This is a genomic window from Bradyrhizobium sp. CCGUVB1N3 (genome assembly GCF_024199925.1).
Lineage (GTDB): Bacteria > Pseudomonadota > Alphaproteobacteria > Rhizobiales > Xanthobacteraceae > Bradyrhizobium.
The window spans coordinates 6,171,033-6,190,508 of the sequence record NZ_JANADR010000001.1; the positions used below are offsets into that span (position 1 = coordinate 6,171,033).

Below are 19,476 nucleotides of genomic sequence, written 5' to 3' on the forward strand. Positions count from 1 at the left end.
ACACGAGAGTTTTATGCAGGAGGCGTGCCGTTGATTCCGAGCACGTGGCCGGCGAGATAGAGCGAGCCGGTGATCAGGATGCGCGGCGGCACTTCATAGGCGAGCCGTGACAGCCCGCGCAGCGCGGCCTCGACGCCAGGCGCGGTCTCGACGCGCATGCCGAAACTGCGTGCGGCATCCGCAAGCCGGTCGACCGGCATGGCGTTCTCGGTCTCCGGGATCGGCACCGCGATGATGTGACGGGTGAGGCCGGCGAAATTGGCCAGAAACCCTTGCGCGTCCTTGTTGGCCATCATGCCCGCGATCACCACCAGGGGACGCGACACCCGTTCCTCGAGGTCGCCGAGCGCGGCGGCCGCGACACGGCCGCCCTCGGCGTTATGTCCGCCATCAAGCCAGACCTCGGAGCCCTGCGGTCCCCAGCCGAGCAACGCACCGGAGGTGATCCGCTGCATCCGCGCCGGCCATTCGGCGCCCACGATGCCGGCTTCGAACGCCGCATGAGGAATCTTGAAGGCGCTCACTGCACGCAGCGTCGCGATCGCGAGGCCGGCATTGTCGAACTGGTGGCGGCCGAACAGGCGCGGCGCCGCAAGATCCATCAGGCCGCGGTCGTCGGAATAGACGAGACGTCCGTGCTCGACATTGACGTGCCAGCTCTCGCCGGCGGCGAACAGCGGCGCGCGCATGCGCTTGGCCTGCGCCTCGACCACCGCCATGGCCTCGCCCGTCTGCTCGGCCGATATCACGGGCACGCCACGCTTGATGATCCCCGCTTTCTCGCCGGCGATCGCGCTCAAGGTGGGCCCAAGGAAATCCATGTGGTCCATGCTGATCGGCGTGATCACGGTGGCTGCCGGCGTGTCGATCACGTTGGTCGAATCGAGCCGCCCGCCGAGGCCGACCTCGAGCAGCACCACATCGGCCGGATGTTGTGCGAACAGGTGAAAGGCGGCGGCGGTCTTGAGCTCGAACACGGTCGCGGCTTCACCGGCATTGACGCGCTCGACCTCTTCAAACGCGGCCCGCAACTCGTCGTCGTCGACCAGCACGCCGCCACCGACGCGGCCGAGCCGGACGCATTCGTTGATCCGGACCAGATAGGGCGACGTATAGGCGTGGACGCGCAGGCCTGCGGCCTCGAGCGTTGCGCGGAGATAAGCGAGCGTCGAGCCCTTGCCATTGGTGCCGGCAATGTGGATCACCGGCGGCAGCTTGCGCTCGGGATGGCCGAGCCGCTCAAGCAGGCGGTGCATCCGCTCGAGCCCGAGATCGATACGCTTCTGATGCAGAGCCGACAGCCGCCCGATCACGTCACCGAGCGACGGCTTTGCGCTGTCAGCGGAGGCGTTCACGCGTGCGGTGCGGCCGGCGCCACTTCGGGGGCCGTTACGATCTGCGCCGCGCTGGTGACCGGCTGCGCTGATTTCGACGCGCCCTCCAGCGCCGGTGACCTGGTCAGCAAGCGGCAGAGCCGCGCCAGCGTCGGGCGCAGATCATGGCGATGCACGACCATGTCGACCATGCCGTGCTCCTTGAGGTACTCGGCGCGCTGGAAACCCTCGGGGAGCTTTTCGCGGATGGTCTGCTCGATGACGCGGGCGCCGGCAAAACCGATCAGCGCGCCGGGCTCGGCGATCTGCACGTCGCCGAGCATCGCATAGGATGCGGTGACGCCGCCGGTGGTCGGGTTGGTCAGCACCACGATATAGGGCTGTTTTGCCTCGCGCAGCATCTGCACGGCGACCGTCGTGCGCGGCATCTGCATCAGCGACAGGATGCCCTCCTGCATGCGCGCGCCGCCCGAGGCTGCGAACACGATGAACGGCGACTTCTTCTCGACCGCGAGCTCGAGCCCGCGCACGATGGCTTCGCCCGCGGCCATGCCGAGCGAGCCGCCCATGAAGTCGAAGTCCTGCACGGCGATGACGACAGCGGCGCCTTCGAGCTTGCCGTAGCCGACCTTGATCGCATCGTTCAGATTGGTGCGGGCCCGCGCATCCTTGATGCGATCGGCATATTTCTTTTCATCGCGAAATTTCAACGGATCGGGGGCGACGTCCGGCAAAGCGACGTCGAACCAGGTCTCGTTGTCGAAGATCGACTTGAGCCGCGCCACCGAGCCCATGCGCATGTGATAGTTCGAGCCGGGGATGACGAACTGGTTGGCCTCGACGTCCTTGTAGAACACGAGCTGCCCGGAATCCGGGCATTTGATCCACAGATTCTCCGGCGTCTCCCGCCGCAGCATGTTGCGGATCTTCGGCCGGACCACATTGGTGAGCCAGTTCATGGTTTGCTCCGATTAGCCATCCCGCCTGGGGATCGCCTGATGGGATATATGGCGGCCGGGACTTTCCCCGGCAAGCCGCCGTGTGGTCTGCCTTGGAAGCGGAATTATGGCCTATTCCGCCGCCTGCTGCGCGCCCCTGACGCCCTGGGCCAGGGACGCCGTCAGCTCGGCAACGGCGTTAACGGTTTTGCTGGTCGCCCGGCCTTCCGCATCGAGGCTGTTCTTGAGCGCATCGACCAGCGCGGTGCCGACCACGGCGCCGTTGGCATGGGAAGCGATGGCCCGGGCGTTCTCCGGCGTCCGGATGCCGAAGCCGACGCAGACCGGCAGTTTTGTGTGTCGCTTGATGCGGGCAACCGCCTCGCTCACGGCCGTGGCATCGGCAGCGGCCGCACCGGTGATGCCGGTGATGGCGACGTAGTAGACGAAGCCCGAGGTGTTGGCGAGCACGGCCGGCAGGCGCTTGTCGTCGGTCGTCGGCGTCGCCAGGCGGATGAAGTTGAGGCCGGCCTTCATCGCAGGCAGGCAGAGCTCGTCGTCTTCCTCCGGCGGCAGGTCGACGATGATGAGGCCATCGACGCCGGCCGTCTTTGCATCAGCCAGGAACCTGTCGACGCCGTAGATGTAGATCGGGTTGTAGTAGCCCATCAGCACGATCGGCGTGGCATCATCGTCCTTGCGGAAGCCGCGCACGAGCTCGAGCGTCTTCTTCAGCGTCATGCCGGCCTTGAGCGCGCGAAGCCCGGCGGCCTGGATCGACGGGCCGTCGGCCATCGGATCGGTGAAGGGCATGCCGAGCTCGATCACATCGGCGCCTGACTTCGGCAGCGCCTTGATGATCTCGAGCGAGGTCGCGGGATCGGGATCGCCGGCTATCACGAAGGTGACGAAGGCCGAGCGGCCGGCTTTCTTGAGCTCGGCGAAACGGGTGTCGATACGCGTGGTCACTTGCTCTTGCCCCTCAGGATATCGCCGACCTGCGGAACGTCCTTGTCGCCGCGGCCGGAAAGATTGACGACCATCAGGTGATCCCTGGGCCGCTTCGGCGCGAGCTCCATCACCTTGGCGATGGCATGGGCCGGCTCGAGCGCCGGGATGATGCCTTCGAGCCGCGACAACAGCTGGAATGCTGCGAGCGCCTCGTCATCGGTCGCCGAGAGATAGTTGACGCGACCGATCTCATGCAGCCAGGAATGCTCGGGGCCGATGCCGGGATAGTCGAGACCGGCCGAGATCGAATGCGCGTCCTGGATCTGGCCGTCCTCGTTCATCAAAAGATAGGTGCGGTTGCCGTGCAGCACGCCGGGACGGCCGCCCGCAATCGATGCCGCATGCAATTGCGTCAGCCCATGGCCTGCAGCCTCGACGCCGAAGATCTCGACCGAGGGATCGTCGAGGAAGGGATGGAACAGGCCCATGGCATTGGAGCCGCCACCGATGCAGGCGACCAGCGAATCCGGCAGCCGGCCTTCGGCCTCCTGCATCTGCACCTTGGTCTCGTTGCCGATGATCGACTGGAAGTCGCGCACCAACGTCGGATAGGGATGCGGGCCCGCCACCGTGCCGATGCAGTAGAAGGTGTTGTGCACGTTGGTGACCCAGTCGCGCAGCGCCTCGTTCATCGCATCCTTCAGCGTGCGCGTGCCCGACTGCACCGGAAACACCTTTGCACCCAGCATCTCCATGCGGATGACGTTGGGCTGCTGCCGCTCGACGTCGACGGCGCCCATATAGACCACGCATTCCAGGCCAAAGCGCGCGCACAGCGTCGCGGTGGCAACGCCGTGCTGGCCGGCGCCGGTCTCGGCAATGATGCGCTTCTTGCCCATGCGCCGCGCCAGCATGATCTGGCCGAGCACGTTGTTCACCTTGTGCGAGCCGGTGTGGTTGAGCTCCTCGCGCTTGAAGTAGATTTTTGCGCCGCCGAGATGCTCGGTGAGGCGCTCGGCGAAATAGAGCGGCGAGGGCCGGCCGACATAATTCTTGAGATAGCCGTTCATCTCGGCCTGGAAGGCCGGGTCGGCCTTGGCCGCGGTGTACGCCTTCTCCAGGTCGAGGATCAGCGGCATCAGGGTTTCGGCGACGAAGCGTCCGCCGAAGATGCCGAAATGGCCGCGCTCGTCCGGGCCGCTGCGATAGGAGTTTGGTTTGGCGATGTTCATCGTACGCTCAACTCTTGGGTGGCGCGCGCGGCGCGAATAAAGGCTTTGATCATCTCCGGGTCCTTTACGCCGGGGGCGCTCTCGACACCGGTGGAGACGTCGACGCCGCCGGCGCGGGTGAGGCGCAGGGCCTCCGCGACGTTCTGGGCGTGCAGCCCGCCCGAGACCATATAGGGCAGCTTCAGTTCGAGGTTTTCCAGCAGGTGCCAGTCGAACGGCGCGCCCAGCCCGCCGGGCCGCGTTGCGTCCTTCGGCGGACGGGCATCGAACAGGATGCGGTCGGCAACCGCGGCGTAGCCGGGCAGCACCGCGAGATCGGCCGCCGTCTCGACCGGCAGCACCTTCATCACCGGGCGGCCGAACTTCTGCTTGATGTCGCGCAGCCGCGCGACGCTCTCCTTGCCGTGGAGCTGAAGAATGTCCGGCGACAGCGCGTCCATGATGTTGTCGAGCGTCGCGTCGTCGGCATCCACCGTGAGCGCGACCTTCAGCGCCCGCTGCTTGACCTGCCGACCGAGATCGCGCCCGGCTTCCAGGGACAAATGCCGGGGCGAGGGTGGAAAGAACACGAACCCCACCATGTCGGCGCCGGCGTCGAGCGCGAGGTCAAGCGTCTCGCGCGTGGACAGGCCGCAGATTTTGACGAGCAGGGACATGGTCTCAAAGCGCGTGGAGGCCGCGCACCGCGCGGCCGGAAAAACGGGGTTTTCGATGCGGCCGCTTCTACAACGTCGCGCGCTGCTTGTCTCGCCCGACGGGGCCGTAAAGGCCGGCTCCGGACGGAGCCGGCAGGCGCTGCGGATCGGGCCTTGCGGGGGCCGTGGACGCCCGAAAATCCGCCAGTTCGGACCTTGCCGAGCGCGCATCCGCCTCGTGGCGGCGTGCCGCGCGGCGCCAGTGCCGCTGGCCGAACCAGACGGCGCAGCCGCCGGCCAGCACCCCTAGGACAGCCACCAGGATCAGGAGCAGGAATAGCGGCAGGGCGACCGACAGCGACGGATCGGCCGAATCGAAGGGGTCGAAGGAGACCGTGACCAAATGGTGGTTGGCGACGGCGAAGTCCACGAGCAGCAGAGCGAACGGAATCACGATCAGCGCGGTCAGGAATTTTCGCATCTCGATCGCTCGCCTTGAATCATGCTTGTGGCCGCACCAAGCGGCCAGGCCGGTTAAGCCCGGACGACGGCCTTAACGGCCTTAATCCGGCCCGCCGGGGTCCGGATGGTCGCGGTTCAGCCGCTCGCGCATTTCCTTGCCCGTTTTGAAGAACGGGACGCTCTTCTGGTCGACGGGCACATGGGCGCCCGTCCGTGGATTGCGCCCTGCGCGCGCGGGGCGATGCTTCACCGAGAAAGCCCCGAAGCCGCGCAGCTCGACCCGATCGCCGCGCGCGAGCGCTGCGACGATCTCCTCAAGGATCGCATTCACAATGTTCTCGACATCCCGCTGGTAAAGGTGCGGGTTGTGCTCGGCGATACGCTGAACAAGTTCGGATTTGATCATCGAGAGATAGGACCCGGAAGCGTGCGGATGACCATTTCCGTGAAAATGCCTTGAACTGTCAAGACGCTAAATCAAGTTTGGACAGCGCTAAAGTGCGTGACAAAGGCCGGAGAGGGGGGCTGTCACAATACCCGCCGAACGGGAAAACCCTCTCGGCCTCGCTCGGTTCCCGTCAATTTGACGCGGCGGGCTGCCATAGCGCCAGCATTCCGTCCAAACCGATCCGATCGACCGCCTGAGCGACGCCGCTGCGCTCGATCTGATGCGCCAGCGAGCTCAAACCGATGGCTTCGAGCGTGACGGTCGCCGCCGTCTTGAGGAATGGCAGATCGCCAAAGCGAGGCTGGAGCTTGTAGTCGCGGACCGGCAGATCCTTCTTGACGCCCTTCTGCTCGACGAGCCAGGTCACCGCAGTTTTCTCGTCACCGAGCTGGTCGATCAGCTTCAGCTCGATCGCCTGCCGACCGGTGAAAACGCGGCCATCGGCGACTTTGTCGAGCTGCGCATCATCCATGCCGCGCCGCTCCTTCACCAGTCCCTTGAACCAGGCGTAGGAGTCCTTCACCAGCGCATCGAGCGCGGCGCGCGCTTCGGGGCTGGTGGGCTCGAAGCCGTTCGGCGCAGCCTTCAACGGCGAGGATTTGACCTCCTCGACCTTCACGCCGATGGTCTTCAGGAGGTCGGTGACGTTCGGAAACTGGAACAAGACGCCGATCGAGCCGACCAGCGAGCTTTGCTGGGCGATGATGTGGTCGGCCGAGATCGCGGTGATGTAGCCGCCGGAAGCGGCAAGCCCCTCGACCACCACGACGAGCGGCTTCTTCGCCTTCAGACGCGTCAGCGAATCGTAGAGCTGCTCGGAGCCCGCGGTGGTGCCGCCCGGCGAATTGATGTGAACGATGACGGCAGCCGCGCGCGAATTCTCCAGCCGCTCGAGCGCCTGGGTGCGATCGGCGTCGCTGCGGATCAGGCCATCGATCTGGACACGCGCGATCGAGCCGGCGGACGCGAATGTACCGCGCGCGCCCGGCGTCGCGACCAGCGCAAAGCCTGCAATCGCCGCGATCGCGATCAGCGCGGCAGCGACGCGCCAGAAGGTCAGCTTGCGGCGGATCCGGCGGCGATCGACGATGATGTCCGAATCGAGCGACATCGAAAAATCTCCAAATGTGGGTTCACGCCTTTTGCAGGCGCAGCGTGACCATCGGCTTATCTGGATACATCAATTGCGATGCAATTTGAAGAATTGAAGGCCTGATCGCGCCGCACCCTTGGTGTCGTTCCGGCCTCGTGCGCAATTGCGCGGGGGGGGCCGGGACCCATAATCCCAGGGATGTAACGCGAGCTGGCAACTCCGAATCTTCGCCAAACTCAATCCTTTGAGGATGGGTCCCGGATCTGCGCTCCGCTTCGCTGCGCTTGTCCGGGACGACGAAGGAATTTGTGATGGCGCAACAAAAAAGCCCCGGCAGATCGCCGGGGCTTTGATGCTTGCGAAACAAGCGTACCGCTTACTTGTTCTCGCCGCGGTTCTTGAGCGCGGTACCGAGAATGTCGCCGAGCGTCGCCCCCGAATCGGAGGAGCCGTACTGCGCGATGGCTTCCTTCTCCTCGGCGACTTCGAGCGCCTTGATCGACACCTGGACCTTGCGGGCCTTCTTGTCGAACTGGATGACGCGGGCATCGACCTTCTCGCCGACGGCGAAGCGTTCGGCGCGCTGGTCGTTGCGGTCACGGGCAAGCTCGGAGCGCTTGATGAAGGTGGTGAAGTCGGTACCGGCGATCTTCACCTCGATACCGGCTTCCTTCACTTCGAGCACTTCGCAGGTCACGACCGCGCCCTTCTTGACATCGCCCGGCTCGGCGAAGGGGTCGCCTTCGAGCTGCTTGATGCCCAGCGAGATGCGCTCCTTCTCGACGTCCACATCGAGCACGACGGCCTTCACGACGTCGCCCTTCTTGTAGTTGTCGATCACCTGCTCGCCCGGAAGCTTCCAGTCGAGGTCGGAGAGGTGGACCATGCCGTCGACGTCGCCCTCGAGACCCAGGAACAGGCCGAACTCGGTCTTGTTCTTGACCTCGCCCTCGACCACCGAACCGGTCGGATGCTTCTCGACGAAGACCTCCCAGGGGTTGCGCATGGTCTGCTTGAGGCCGAGCGAGATGCGGCGCTTGACGGAATCGACCTCCAGCACCTGCACTTCGACTTCCTGCGAGGTCGAGACGATCTTGCCGGGGTGCATGTTCTTCTTGGTCCACGACATCTCGGAGACGTGGATCAGGCCTTCGATGCCCGGCTCGAGCTCGACGAACGCGCCGTAGTCGGTGATGTTGGTGACACGGCCGGTGAAGCGCGCACCCAGCGGGTACTTGGCTTCGATGCCCTGCCACGGATCGTCCAGCAGCTGCTTCATGCCCAGCGAGATGCGGTGCGTCTCGTGGTTGATCTTGATGATCTTGACCTTCACGGTCTGGCCGATCGAGAGCACCTCGGTCGGGTGGTTGACGCGGCGCCACGCGATGTCGGTGACGTGCAAGAGGCCGTCGATGCCGCCGAGATCAACGAACGCACCGTAATCGGTGATGTTCTTGACCACGCCGTCGATGACCTGACCCTCTTCGAGGTTCTGCACCAGTTCCTGACGCTGCTCGGCGCGCGTCTCTTCCAGCACCGTGCGACGGGAGACGACGATGTTGCCGCGGCGGCGATCCATCTTGAGGATCTGGAACGGCTGCGAGTTGTTCATCAGCGGCGCGACGTCGCGGATCGGACGGATGTCGACCTGGGAGCGCGGCAGGAAGGCCACCGCGCCGTCGAGGTCGACGGTGAAGCCGCCCTTGACCTGGTTGAAGATGACGCCGTTGACCTTTTCGTTGTTCTGGAACGCCTTCTCGAGCTTGCCCCAGCTCTCTTCGCGGCGCGCCTTGTCGCGCGACAGCACGGCCTCGCCGAGGGCGTTTTCGATGCGATCGAGGAACACTTCCACCTCGTCGCCGACCTTGAGGTCGCTCTCACGGCCGGGGCCGGAAAATTCGCGCAGCGCGACGCGGCCCTCGGTCTTCAGGCCGACGTCGATGACGGCCATGTCCTTTTCAATTGCAACAACCTTGCCCTTGACGACGGAGCTTTCCTGCAGATTGCCACCTGCAAAGGACTCGTCGAGCATCGCGGCGAAATCGTCACGCGAGGGGCTGTAGGTATTAGCGGAAGTCGAAGCCATTTGTTCTCCAGTTGCGGACGTCTTGCCGGCCGTTGGGTTTATGGGCGTATCGCGCGCGCATTGTCGGAAGGTCCGCAAAACCTTCGAGCGACCGCTCATTGCCCCGGGTCTTCACCGAGAACAGCAGGAGCGGGCCGGCGAGAGCCCGCGCGTTCGATACGTTGAATTGCTTCCGGAGCCTTAAATCGTCGCCGGTCCCAAAACGGGGATCGGAATATCGACCTTCAAGAACGGGAGCGGGCTCTTCCTCCAATGACGACCGCGGCTTAAGCCCGCGGACGGCCCGCTCGGACGGCCTCGATAATGTCGATGGCGGCCCGGACGCCGCCTTCTATATCCAGTTGGGAGTTATCAAGCAAGTAAGCATCCGGGGCGGGCTTGAGGGGCGCCACGGGCCGATTCTGGTCGCGTTCGTCGCGCGCGATGATGTCGGCCAGCACGGCGGCTTCGTCCGCCTCCTCGCCCCGCGCCCTGGCCTCCATGGTGCGGCGGCGGGCACGGACCTTGGGGTCGGCGACGACAAAGATCTTCACGTCGGCGTCAGGGCAGATCACGGTTCCAATATCGCGGCCGTCGAGCACCGCACCGGGCGGGTCGGCGGCAAATTGCCGCTGGAAATTGACCAGGACTTCGCGAACCCTGGGAATTGCGGAAACCACGGAGGCGGCGTCGCCAATCTGCTGGGTCTTCAGGACGGGATTGCCGAATTTTTCGGGATCAAGTTCCAAGGCCACCGCGACGGCCGCGGCCTCGTCGCGCAGGTCGGCGCCCGCCTGCATCAGCGCATGGGCCACCGCGCGATAGATCACGCCGGTATCGAGGTGACGATAGCCGTAATGATGCGCGAGGCGCTTGCCAAGCGTGCCCTTGCCGGAGGCTGCGGGGCCGTCGATGGCGATGATCATGAAAAATCGGCCCCCAGCGAACGCATCATCGGAATGAAGTCAGGAAAGCTGGTGGCGATGAAGGCGGTGTCGTCGACCTTCACGGCCCTGTCGGACGCACAGCCCATCACCAGCGCCGACATCGCGATCCGGTGATCCATATGGGTGGCGACGAGACCGCCGCCGGGCACATGGCCCCTGCCCACGACGATCAGATCGTCGCCGGAGATCTCGACCTTCACGCCGTTGACGCGCAGCATGTCGGCGGTCGCCGCCAGCCGATCGGATTCCTTGACGCGCAGCTCGTGCAGCCCGCGCATGATGGTCGTGCCTTCGGCGAAGGACGCCGCCACCGCGAGCACCAGATATTCGTCGATCATCGACGGCGCACGCTCCGGCGGAACCTCGACGCCGCGCAGTTTCGAGGCGCGCACGCGCAAGCTCGCCATCGGCTCACCGGCGTCGCCGCGGACCTCGCTCTCCTCGATCGAGCCGCCCATTTCGCGGAGCGTCGTGAAGAGCCCGGTGCGCAGCGGATTGGTCATGACGTCGGACAGGATGACATCGGAGCCTTCGGCGATCAGCGCGGCGACGACCGGAAAGGCCGCCGAGGACGGATCGGCCGGCACGACGACGTCTGCACCGTGCAGCTCGGGTTGTCCGGCGAGCGTGATGCGGCGGCCATGTGGGCCTTCGTTCACCGAGGTGATGTCAGCGCCAAAATGCTTCAGCATCAATTCGGTGTGGTCGCGGCTCGCCTCGGTCTCGATGACCGTGGTGATGCCGGGCGCGGCCAGCCCGGCCAGCAGCACGGCCGACTTGATCTGGGCCGAGGCGACCGGAGTCTTGTAGGTGATCGGCAGCGGATCGCGCGCCCCTTGAACGGTCAGGGGCAGACGGCCGCCCTCGCCGCCGGACACGACCCTGGCCCCCATCTTCTCGAGCGGATCCAGGATCCGTCGCATCGGGCGGCTGCGGAGCGAGGCATCGCCGTCGAACACCGCGGAGATTGGGCAGCCTGCGACCGCCCCCATCACCAGCCGGCAGCCGGTCCCGGAGTTCCCGAAATCCAGGGGCGCCTTGGGCTGGGCAAAGCCGGCGACCCCGACCCCGCGCACGCGCCAGGCAAAATCGCCGGTGCGCTCGACCGTGGCGCCGAGCGCCTGCATGGACTTGGCGGTATTGAGGACATCCTCGCCCTCCAGCAGGCCGGTGATCCGGGTCTCGCCGACCGACAGCGCGCCCAGGATGAGCGAGCGGTGGGAAATCGACTTATCCCCGGGTACCCGCACTTTCCCGGTCAGGGCGCCGCCGGCGCGCGACTGAAGCGGCCTCGGTTGGTCGGAATGGGTCAAGATTGTGTCCTTGAATGCCCTCGGATGGTCTTTGTGTGTCCTTGGGGGCTCGCGGGCGCAGGTACCACATGGTCAGCCCGCCGTCACGGGCATGTCTTTCTTCCGTAATGCGCTATTGACAGCGGGCCGCCAACTAGCCAAGTGAAGCACCGCTTTTCAGACATTCCCAGGATTCCTGCCGTGGCCAAGTCCGAACTCGGAACCAAACGCATTTGCCCGACCACGGGCAAGAAGTTCTATGACCTCAACAAGAATCCGGTGATCTCGCCCTATACCGGCGAGGTGGTGCCGATTGCGCCGGTGGCGCCGTCGCGCCCGACCCGCGGCGCCGAGGCGCGCAGCATGGCCCAGGACACCGCGCCGGTGCCGGCCGAGGCCGAAGAGGTCTCGCTCGAGGAGGCCGATGCCGAGGAGAACACCGGCAAGGTCAAGGCCGCCGTGCCCGAATCAGAGGACGACATCGAGGTCGACGAGACCATCGAGGACGACGATGACGATGATTCGACCTTCATCGCCGACGACGAAGAGGGCGATGAGGACGTGACCGACATCATTGGTGATGTCGGAGGCGATGAAGAGACTTGAGATAATTCCAGAACTGTGGTTCTGGGTCTTTCCCGACGCGCCGCCCAAGACGCGTCGGACGGTTAAGGGGCCATAGCTCAGCTGGGAGAGCGCTTGCATGGCATGCAAGAGGTCGGCGGTTCGATCCCGCCTGGCTCCACCAGCCTTCGCTGGCTTCGCCAGCTACGGCGCGGCAAGCCAGCTCCGCTCCATCGTAGCGAAGCTAGCGAAGGCTGCCGCGGCGTAGCCCGAAGGGCGAAGACGGGCCTCGGCAAAACCTCGCCCTGAGATACTATCCGCCCACCGCGTAGAGCGGGGGGGACAGGATGAAGTACGTCTACATTCTCGAAAGCCTCAATTCCGAACATTTCTACATCGGCATCACCGAAGATCTGCGAGCCCGTCTCGCAAAGCACAACGCCGGCGAAGTGCCCCATACGTCAAAGTATGGCCCTTGGCGCATTAAAACCTACATCGCTTTCAGCGACGCGGCGAAGGCGATTGCGTTCGAGAAATATCTGAAATCGGCTTCGGGCCGCGCTTTTGCGAAGAAGCGCCTTTGAGGGCAACAGAGGCTCGCGCGGCGAGGTTCGAGAGGATGGAGCTTGCCGCTGTTAGCCCCCTACTCCCCAATTACCGCATTCAGCCGGTCGCGCAGCGCGACGATCTCGTTCTTCATCGCGACCAGCTCGGGTACCGTGCAGTCGGACGCGGCCAGGATCGACTGCGGCACGCTGCGCGCCTTGTCCTTCAATGCCTGCCCCTGCGGCGTCAGCGCGATCAGCACCTGGCGCTCGTCCTCGGTCGAGCGCGTGCGCCTGACGAGCTGCGCTGCTTCCAGGCGCTTGAGCAGCGGCGTGAGCGTGCCCGAGTCCAGAAACAACCTCTCGCCGATATCCTTGAGCGGCACGCCGTCGCGCTCCCACAGCACCAGCATCACCAGATATTGCGGATAGGTCAGGCCGAGCCGGTCCAGCAGCGGCTTGTAGACGCGGTTGAAGGCGTGCGCGGCGGAGTAGACTGCAAAGCAGATCTGATTATCGAGCCGCAGCGGCTGGTCGGCGGCCAGTTGTTTCCGGGCCATGGAAAACCTCAACGGAAAAAGCTCACGAGATTCGCTTCGACATTCTGGGGCGAAGTGGCGGCACATTCAATTGCGAACAATTAAATGTGAGGCCGCCGAATTTATATTGCGCACAATCTAATTGTCTGCAATACGTAACGTACCCCAACCGGAAACCAGGGAGACCCAAGATGTCCGTGAACGTCCTCTACAAGACCAGCGCCAAGGCCACCGGCGGCCGCGACGGCCACGCTGCAACCCTCGACGGCGCGCTGGACGTGAAGCTCACCACCCCGAAGGAGCTCGGCGGCGGCGGCGGTGCGGGCAACAATCCCGAGCAGCTGTTCGCGGCCGGCTATGCTGCCTGCTTCATCGGCGCGATGAAGTTCGTGGCCTCCCAGGGCGGGCCGAAGGTTCCCGCCGACACCTCGGTGACCTCGACGGTCGGCATCGGCCCGCGCTCGGAAGGCGGCCTCGACGTCGAGCTCGTGGTTTCGTTGCCCGGCGTTCCCCGCGCGGAGGCCGAGGCACTGGTCGAGAAGGCCCATCAGGTTTGCCCGTACTCCAACGCGACCCGTGGCAACGTCGACGTCCGCCTGAAGGTTGCGTGAAACCAAAGGCGGCCTGGCTGGCCCGAGATCCCCCTCGAGCCAGCCACCCGCCGCCTCGATATGCCACGCCGCGGGATTGGCCGCGGTGGCGCATGCGGCCCTACGCCGGGAGCCATTGCTGGCCCAGGCGAACCTCGCTAGGCCAGTGATCGAACAGAGATCAACGAGCTGAAACGAAGGTTGCCGTCATGACTTCCGAAGCCGCAATCGGTGCAATGAGCGGATTGCGCGTGATCGATCTCACGCGCGTGCTCGGCGGCCCCTATTGCACGCAGATTCTCGCCGACCACGGCGCCGACGTGATCAAGGTCGAGCCGCCCGCAGGCGATGAGGTGCGCGAATGGGGACCTCCCTTCCATGAGGAGGACGCGGCCTACTTCGTCGGCATCAACCGCAACAAGCGCTCGATCGGCCTCGACCTCGCCTCCGAGGGCGGCCGCGCCGTGCTGCTCAAGATGCTGGAGACGGCCGACGTCCTGATCGAGAATTTCAAGCCCGGCACGCTGGAGAAATGGGGCATCGGTAACGAGGTGCTGCGCGAAAAATTTCCGCGCGTCGTGCATTGCCGGATCTGCGGCTTCGGCGCCGATGGCCCGCGAGGCGGCAATCCCGGCTATGACGCCATCATCCAGGCGATGACCGGCATGATCGCGGCGACGGGCTCGCGCGACAGCGGGCCGATGCGGATCGGCGTGCCGCTGGTCGACATCACCACCGGGCTCTATGCGGCGATCGGCATCCTGATGGCGCTGTCGGAGCGACAGCGATCGGGCCAGGGGCAATTCCTCGAGACGACGCTCTACGAGACCGGCCTTGCGATCATGCATCCGCACACCGCGAACTACTTCATGCACGGCAAGCCCCCTGGCCTGACCGGCAACGAGCATCCCAATCTCGTGCCCTATGCGATCTTCCCGACCAGGACGGACGACATCTTCATCGGCGTCGGCAATGACGGCACTTTCCGAAAACTGGCCAAGGAGATCGGCAAGCCCGAGCTCGGCACCGATCCACGCTTTGCCCGCAACAAGGACCGCATCGCCAATCGCGAGGCGCTGCGCGCCGAGCTTGCCGCGGTGTTCAGCCAGCATGAGGCCGAGCCGCTATGCGACCGGTTGCTTGCGGCAGGACTGCCCGCGGGTCCGGTGCAGAAGATCGACCAGGCGTTGAACAATCCGCACACGATCTACCGCGGCGATATTATCGAGAAGGACTGGTACAAAGGCGTCGCCTCGCCGATCCGGCTCGATCGCAGCAAGCCGAGCCTGCGCCGCGTGCCACCGAAATTCAGCCAGCATGCCACTGAAGTGCTCGGCGAGTTCGGATATTCCACGGCCGAGATCGACGCGATGGTCGAGAACGGCGTGGTCTGCGGTCCCGAGCGCAAGCGCTAGGGTCTGTACTCAATAAGGATTCCGGCTGAGCCCGGTTTGTGATTCAAGGTCTCCGAAGATGATTTGGAGGCCGGGATGGCGAAGGCGCTCTACCTTTTGAACGATGCGGAATGGCGGCGGATCGAGCCGTTGTTGCCCCGTGGTCGGCGTGGAGCGCGTCGCGTCGACGATCGCCGGGTGATCAGCGGGATCGTCTACATGCTGCGTTCGGGCGGTCGCTGGCGCGATTGCCCGGCGGGGTATGGTCCCTACACGACGATCTACAATCGCTATAATCGCTGGAGCCGTCAGGGGATTTGGCACGACATCTTCAAGGCTCTGACCGGTCATAGCGGCATCTTCGGCACCGTCGCCATCGACAGCACCCACGTCAAAGCCCACCGCTCCGCCGCTGGCGCAAAAGGGGGGACTTCGCGCAAGGTATCGGCCGCTCGCGCGGCGGGCGCACGACGAAGCTCCACGGCCTGACCGACGCCAAAGGACGGCCTCGGGTGCTTTTGCTCACCGCCGGCAATGTCAACGACATCACCGTTGCCGCCGATCTGGTCCGCGCTATCGGTCCCTTCCGCCGCCTGATCGCCGACCGCGGATACGACGCCGATCACCTGCGCCACCTGATCAAGGGCCGCAAAGCTGAACCGGTCATCCCCTCGACCACATCAAGGCGCAGCCCTATTCCTTACGACAAACGCGCTTACAAGCAGCGAAACCGCGTCGAACGTATGTGGTGCAGACTCAAAGACTGGCGTCGCATCGCCACCCGATACGACAAACTCGCCAGGAATTACCTCAGTGCAGCCTTCATCGCCGCCGCAGTCACCTATTGGCTCAATTGAGTCCGGACCCTAGGGCTTCACTAGGCTTCAGCGTGGCCGCAACGGCAGTGCGCTCCCTCCCCCGCTTGCGGGGGAGGGTTGGGGAGAGGGTGTCTCCGCAACGGGACAATCCCCAAGAGGAGAGAGCCCTCACCCGGCGCTGCGCAGTAGCCGAGGCTTCGCCTCGGCGTCTCTTAAGAGGACGGCCGCCGAAGGCGGCCTTTGCCTCTCCCGCAAGCGGGAGAGGTTTTCGAGCTTGCGGCCGCATCGCGTTGCCAAAGGGCCACCTGTTCTGCCGAGCGATCCGCTCACCGCCGACCCAATGCTGCGGCGCGGCCGTAGGCGTCTTCGCCTATTTGACGACTTCCCTTTTGCGGCGCTTGCCGCTTTCGTTTCGGCCGCATACACAGTCATGTGAACGTCACATGGCGCTGCTAGCGCAAGCGCTCTTTGATGACGGCCCAAGGGAGGTTTCTGAATGGCTCTTCGACAATTTGCAGCGGCTGCCGCCATTGCCGCCACGTTCGGCTTTGCCGCCTCGCCGGCGCTGGCCGTGACCGAAATTCAGTGGTGGCACGCGATGACCGGCGCGAACAACGACGTCATCGTCAAGCTCGCCAACGACTTCAACACGTCGCAGAGCGACTACAAGGTGATTCCGACCTATAAGGGCAGCTATCCCGATACCATGAACGCCGGCATCGCGGCCTTCCGCGCCGGCAATGCGCCGCACATCATGCAGGTCTTCGAGGTCGGCACCGCGACCATGATGGCCGCGACCGGCGCCGTCAAACCCGTCTACAAGCTGATGGCCGAGACCGGCGAGACGTTCGATCCCAAGGTCTACCTGCCCGCGATCACCGGCTACTACTCGACCTCGAAGGGCGAAATGCTGTCCTTCCCGTTCAACTCCTCGTCCACGGTCATGTGGGTCAATCTCGACGAGCTCAAGAAGGCCAATGTCGAGATCCCGAAGACCTGGCCGGAAGTTTTCGAGGCCGGCAAGAAGCTGAAGGCTGCCGGCCATGCGACCTGCGGGTTCTCCAATGCGTGGGCCACCTGGGTCAACCTGGAGCAGCTCTCCGCCTGGCACAATGTGTCGCTCTCGACCAAGGCCAACGGTCTCGACGGCTTCGATACGGTTCTTCAGTTCAACGGTCCGCTCCAGGTCAAGCATCTCGAAAACCTGGTCGAGCTTCAAAAGGACAAGACCTACGACTATGCCGGCCGCACCAACACCGGCGAGGGCCGCTTCACTTCCGGCGAGTGCCCGATCTTCCTGAGCTCCTCGTCTTTGTTCGCCAACATCAAGGCGCAGGCCAAGTTCAACTTCGCCGCCGCGCCAATGCCCTACTATCCGGACGCCAAGGGCGCGCCGCAGAACTCGATCATCGGCGGCGCTTCGCTCTGGGTGATGGGCGGCAAGACTCCCGATGAGTACAAGGGTGTCGCAAAATTCCTGACCTTCCTGTCGGACACCGACCGCCAGGTCTGGGTCCACAAGGCATCCGGCTATCTGCCGATCACCAAGGCGGCCTATGAGAAGGCGAAGGCCGAGGGCTTCTACAAGGATCAGCCCTATCTCGAAACGCCGCTGCTCGAGCTGACCAACAAGGAGCCGACCGAGAACTCCCGCGGCCTGCGGCTCGGCAACATGGCACAGCTTCGCGACGTCTGGTGCGAGGAGATCGAGCAGGCGCTCGCCGGCAAGAAGACCGCCAAGCAGGCGCTCGACGCCGCCGTCGAACGCGGCAACACGATGCTCCGGCAGTTCGAAAAGACCGCCGTGAAATAAGGCGATAAGCGGCAGGCCGGTCTCGCGGCCTGCCGCTCTCCTCACATCATGCAAAAGCAAGCCATTTTCCAATCCAGGCTATTGCCGTTCGCGCTGGTTGCGCCGCAGCTCGCGATCGTGCTGATCTTTTTCTACTGGCCGGCCGCGCAGGCGGTGATCCAGTCCTTCCTGCTGCAGGACGCCTTCGGCCTCTCGACCAGCTTCGTCTGGTTCGACAACTACGTCGAACTGCTCAAGGATCCCGCCTATTTCGAGGCGATCGTCCGGACCTTCTTCTTCTCGTTCGCGATCGCGCTCTCGTCGCTGTCATTGGCGCTGCTGCTCGCCGTGATGGCGGACAAGCCGATGCGCGGCGGCGCGGTCTATCGCACCCTGCTGATCTGGCCCTATGCAGTCGCCCCGCCCGTGGTCGGCGTGCTCTGGATCTTCATGCTGCACCCCTCGCTCGGCGTGATTTCGCGCTATCTGCGCGCCGCCGGCATCGACTGGAATCCGCTGCTCGATGGCAACCAGGCAGCACTGCTGGTCATTCTCGCCGCGGCCTGGAAGCAGGTCTCCTACAATTTCCTGTTCTTCCTAGCCGGCCTCCAGGCTATCCCGAGGAGCGTGATGGAGGCGGCCGCGATCGATGGCGCCCGCCCGATGCGGCGGTTCTGGACCGTGACCTTCCCGCTGCTGTCGCCGACCATCTTCTTCCTCCTGGTCGTCAACATCGTCTACGCCTTCTTCGACACCTTCGGCATCATCGACACCATGACCCGCGGCGGTCCCGGCAAGGCGACGGAAACGCTCGTCTACAAGGTCTATTCCGACGGCCTGCTCGGCGGCAATCTCGGCAGCTCCGCGGCGCAATCGGTCATCCTGATGGCGATCGTCATCGTGCTGACGGGAATCCAGTTCCGCTTCGTCGAACGCAAGGTGACCTACTGATGGTCGAGCAAGAGGGCATCCGCCGCTACGTCGCCCATGTGATCCTGTGGATCGGGATCGCGATCGTCGCCTTCCCGGTCTATATCGCGATCGTCGCCTCGACCCAGGACAACGCGCTGATCGCCAACGGTCAGATGTCGCTCTTGCCGGGCGGACACTTCTTCGAGGTCTACTACCAGACCATCTTCGTCGGCACGAGCGGCTCGACCCGCGAGCCCGTCGCCAACATGATGCTCAACTCGCTGATCATGGCGATGCTGATCGCGGTCGGCAAGATCGCGATCTCGATCATCTCGGCCTATGGGATCGTCTATTTCCGCTTCCCGTTCCGGATGCCGATCTTCTGGATCATCTTCATCACCCTGATGCTGCCGGTCGAGGTGCGCATCTATCCGACCTACAAGATCGTCGCCGATTTGCACATGCTCGACAGCTTTGCCGGCCTGTCGCTGCCGCTGATCGCGTCGGCCACCGCGACGCTGCTGTTCCGCCAGTTCTTCATGACGGTGCCGGACGAGCTCCTCGAGGCCTCGCGCATCGACGGCGCGGGACCTCTGCGCTTCTTCTGGGATACGCTGCTGCCGCTGTCGCGCACCAACATGGCCGCGCTATTCGTGATCCTCTTCATCCTCGGCTGGAATCAATACCTCTGGCCGCTGTTGATCACCACCCGTGACGACATGCAGACCATCCAGATCGGTATCCGCAAGATGATCACCACCACCGATGCGCTCACCGAATGGCCGATCGTGATGGCGACCGCCGTGCTCGCGATGCTGCCGCCGGTGTTCGTCGTCGTCGCGATGCAGAAATTGTTCGTGCGCGGCCTGGTCGAGACCGAGAAGTGAGTTTTTGGAAGTGAGTTTTTGGAAGTGAGTTTTTGGAA

At 64.4% G+C, this 19,476-nt stretch carries 20 protein-coding genes and 1 tRNA gene; 9 read left to right on the top strand and 12 right to left on the bottom strand.

The features are described from left to right. Nucleotides 1-11 precede the first annotated feature (11 nt). From NLM33_RS29385 to aroA, 11 genes are all read right to left on the bottom strand, one after another. Nucleotides 12-1,355: a folylpolyglutamate synthase/dihydrofolate synthase family protein gene (locus NLM33_RS29385; protein ID WP_254101358.1), complete on the bottom strand. Its 1,344-nt coding sequence runs from the start codon at nucleotides 1,353-1,355 to the stop codon at nucleotides 12-14. Continuing rightward, entirely contained in the window at nucleotides 1,352-2,293 is a 942-nt protein-coding gene (accD, locus tag NLM33_RS29390) for an acetyl-CoA carboxylase, carboxyltransferase subunit beta (protein ID WP_254101360.1), read from the bottom strand. Before accD ends, NLM33_RS29385 begins: the two co-directional genes overlap by 4 nt. 111 nt (nucleotides 2,294-2,404) lie before the next feature. Then, nucleotides 2,405-3,241: a tryptophan synthase subunit alpha gene (gene trpA / locus NLM33_RS29395; protein WP_254101362.1), complete on the bottom strand. Its 837-nt coding sequence runs from the start codon at nucleotides 3,239-3,241 to the stop codon at nucleotides 2,405-2,407. Continuing rightward, nucleotides 3,238-4,455 (bottom strand): tryptophan synthase subunit beta, encoded by a 1,218-nt coding sequence (trpB, locus tag NLM33_RS29400; protein ID WP_254101364.1) that lies wholly within the window; start codon nucleotides 4,453-4,455, stop codon nucleotides 3,238-3,240. Before trpB ends, trpA begins: the two co-directional genes overlap by 4 nt. Continuing rightward, nucleotides 4,452-5,111 (bottom strand): phosphoribosylanthranilate isomerase, encoded by a 660-nt coding sequence (locus NLM33_RS29405; protein WP_254101366.1) that lies wholly within the window; start codon nucleotides 5,109-5,111, stop codon nucleotides 4,452-4,454. Before NLM33_RS29405 ends, trpB begins: the two co-directional genes overlap by 4 nt. Before the next feature lie 67 nt (nucleotides 5,112-5,178). Next, nucleotides 5,179-5,571 (bottom strand): lipopolysaccharide assembly protein LapA domain-containing protein, encoded by a 393-nt coding sequence (locus tag NLM33_RS29410; protein ID WP_254101368.1) that lies wholly within the window; start codon nucleotides 5,569-5,571, stop codon nucleotides 5,179-5,181. Between the two features lie 81 nt (nucleotides 5,572-5,652). Further along, a complete protein-coding gene (locus NLM33_RS29415) occupies nucleotides 5,653-5,958 on the bottom strand; it encodes an integration host factor subunit beta (RefSeq protein ID WP_027528287.1) in 306 nt (101 codons plus the stop codon). Nucleotides 5,959-6,130: 172 nt separating this feature from the next. Continuing rightward, entirely contained in the window at nucleotides 6,131-7,111 is a 981-nt protein-coding gene (sppA, locus tag NLM33_RS29420; protein WP_254101370.1) for a signal peptide peptidase SppA, read from the bottom strand. Nucleotides 7,112-7,469: 358 nt separating this feature from the next. Further along, nucleotides 7,470-9,179 (bottom strand): 30S ribosomal protein S1, encoded by a 1,710-nt coding sequence (gene rpsA / locus NLM33_RS29425; protein ID WP_254101372.1) that lies wholly within the window; start codon nucleotides 9,177-9,179, stop codon nucleotides 7,470-7,472. A 266-nt stretch (nucleotides 9,180-9,445) separates the two neighbouring features. After that, complete coding sequence (gene cmk / locus NLM33_RS29430) at nucleotides 9,446-10,084, bottom strand: (d)CMP kinase (protein WP_254101374.1); 639 nt, start codon at nucleotides 10,082-10,084, stop codon at nucleotides 9,446-9,448. After that, complete coding sequence (gene aroA / locus NLM33_RS29435) at nucleotides 10,081-11,418, bottom strand: 3-phosphoshikimate 1-carboxyvinyltransferase (protein WP_254101376.1); 1,338 nt, start codon at nucleotides 11,416-11,418, stop codon at nucleotides 10,081-10,083. Before aroA ends, cmk begins: the two co-directional genes overlap by 4 nt. A 180-nt stretch (nucleotides 11,419-11,598) precedes the next feature. Between aroA and NLM33_RS29440 the strand changes: the two genes are divergently transcribed. The 3 genes from NLM33_RS29440 (at nucleotide 11,599) to NLM33_RS29450 (ending at nucleotide 12,545) form a co-directional block, all read left to right on the top strand. Further along, nucleotides 11,599-12,003, top strand: coding sequence for a TIGR02300 family protein (locus NLM33_RS29440; protein ID WP_254101378.1), 405 nt, complete (start codon nucleotides 11,599-11,601; stop codon nucleotides 12,001-12,003). Between the two features lie 66 nt (nucleotides 12,004-12,069). Then, nucleotides 12,070-12,145: transfer RNA gene (locus NLM33_RS29445), tRNA-Ala, on the top strand. Nucleotides 12,146-12,308: 163 nt separating this feature from the next. Continuing rightward, entirely contained in the window at nucleotides 12,309-12,545 is a 237-nt protein-coding gene (locus NLM33_RS29450; RefSeq protein WP_254101380.1) for a GIY-YIG nuclease family protein, read from the top strand. A 59-nt stretch (nucleotides 12,546-12,604) separates the two neighbouring features. On the opposite strand, the gene NLM33_RS29455 is transcribed toward NLM33_RS29450, so the two are convergent. Next, on the bottom strand, nucleotides 12,605-13,066 hold the full coding sequence (locus NLM33_RS29455) for a MarR family winged helix-turn-helix transcriptional regulator (RefSeq protein ID WP_254101382.1): 462 nt from the start codon (nucleotides 13,064-13,066) through the stop codon (nucleotides 12,605-12,607). A 170-nt stretch (nucleotides 13,067-13,236) separates the two neighbouring features. On the opposite strand from NLM33_RS29455, the gene NLM33_RS29460 reads away from it, so the two are divergent. From NLM33_RS29460 to ugpE, 6 genes are all read left to right on the top strand, one after another. Further along, nucleotides 13,237-13,656, top strand: a complete 420-nt coding sequence (locus tag NLM33_RS29460; protein WP_254101383.1) for an organic hydroperoxide resistance protein — start codon at nucleotides 13,237-13,239, stop codon at nucleotides 13,654-13,656. Between the two features lie 188 nt (nucleotides 13,657-13,844). After that, nucleotides 13,845-15,050 carry a CaiB/BaiF CoA-transferase family protein gene (locus NLM33_RS29465; protein WP_254101385.1) on the top strand — a complete coding sequence of 402 codons (1,206 nt, stop codon included), beginning with the start codon at nucleotides 13,845-13,847 and terminating at the stop codon, nucleotides 15,048-15,050. A 75-nt stretch (nucleotides 15,051-15,125) separates the two neighbouring features. Continuing rightward, a protein-coding gene (locus NLM33_RS29470; RefSeq protein WP_371929940.1) for an IS5 family transposase occupies nucleotides 15,126-15,886 on the top strand; the annotation gives its coding sequence in 2 pieces (ribosomal slippage) (nucleotides 15,126-15,464 and nucleotides 15,467-15,886; 759 coding nt in all). 457 nt (nucleotides 15,887-16,343) lie between these two features. Further along, a complete protein-coding gene (ugpB, locus tag NLM33_RS29475; RefSeq protein ID WP_254101387.1) occupies nucleotides 16,344-17,660 on the top strand; it encodes a sn-glycerol-3-phosphate ABC transporter substrate-binding protein UgpB in 1,317 nt (438 codons plus the stop codon). A gap of 48 nt (nucleotides 17,661-17,708) precedes the next feature. Continuing rightward, nucleotides 17,709-18,590, top strand: a complete 882-nt coding sequence (ugpA, locus tag NLM33_RS29480) for a sn-glycerol-3-phosphate ABC transporter permease UgpA (protein WP_254101389.1) — start codon at nucleotides 17,709-17,711, stop codon at nucleotides 18,588-18,590. Continuing rightward, entirely contained in the window at nucleotides 18,590-19,438 is an 849-nt protein-coding gene (gene ugpE / locus NLM33_RS29485; RefSeq protein ID WP_254101391.1) for a sn-glycerol-3-phosphate ABC transporter permease UgpE, read from the top strand. Before ugpA ends, ugpE begins: the two co-directional genes overlap by 1 nt. The last annotated feature ends 38 nt before the right edge of the window (nucleotides 19,439-19,476 follow it).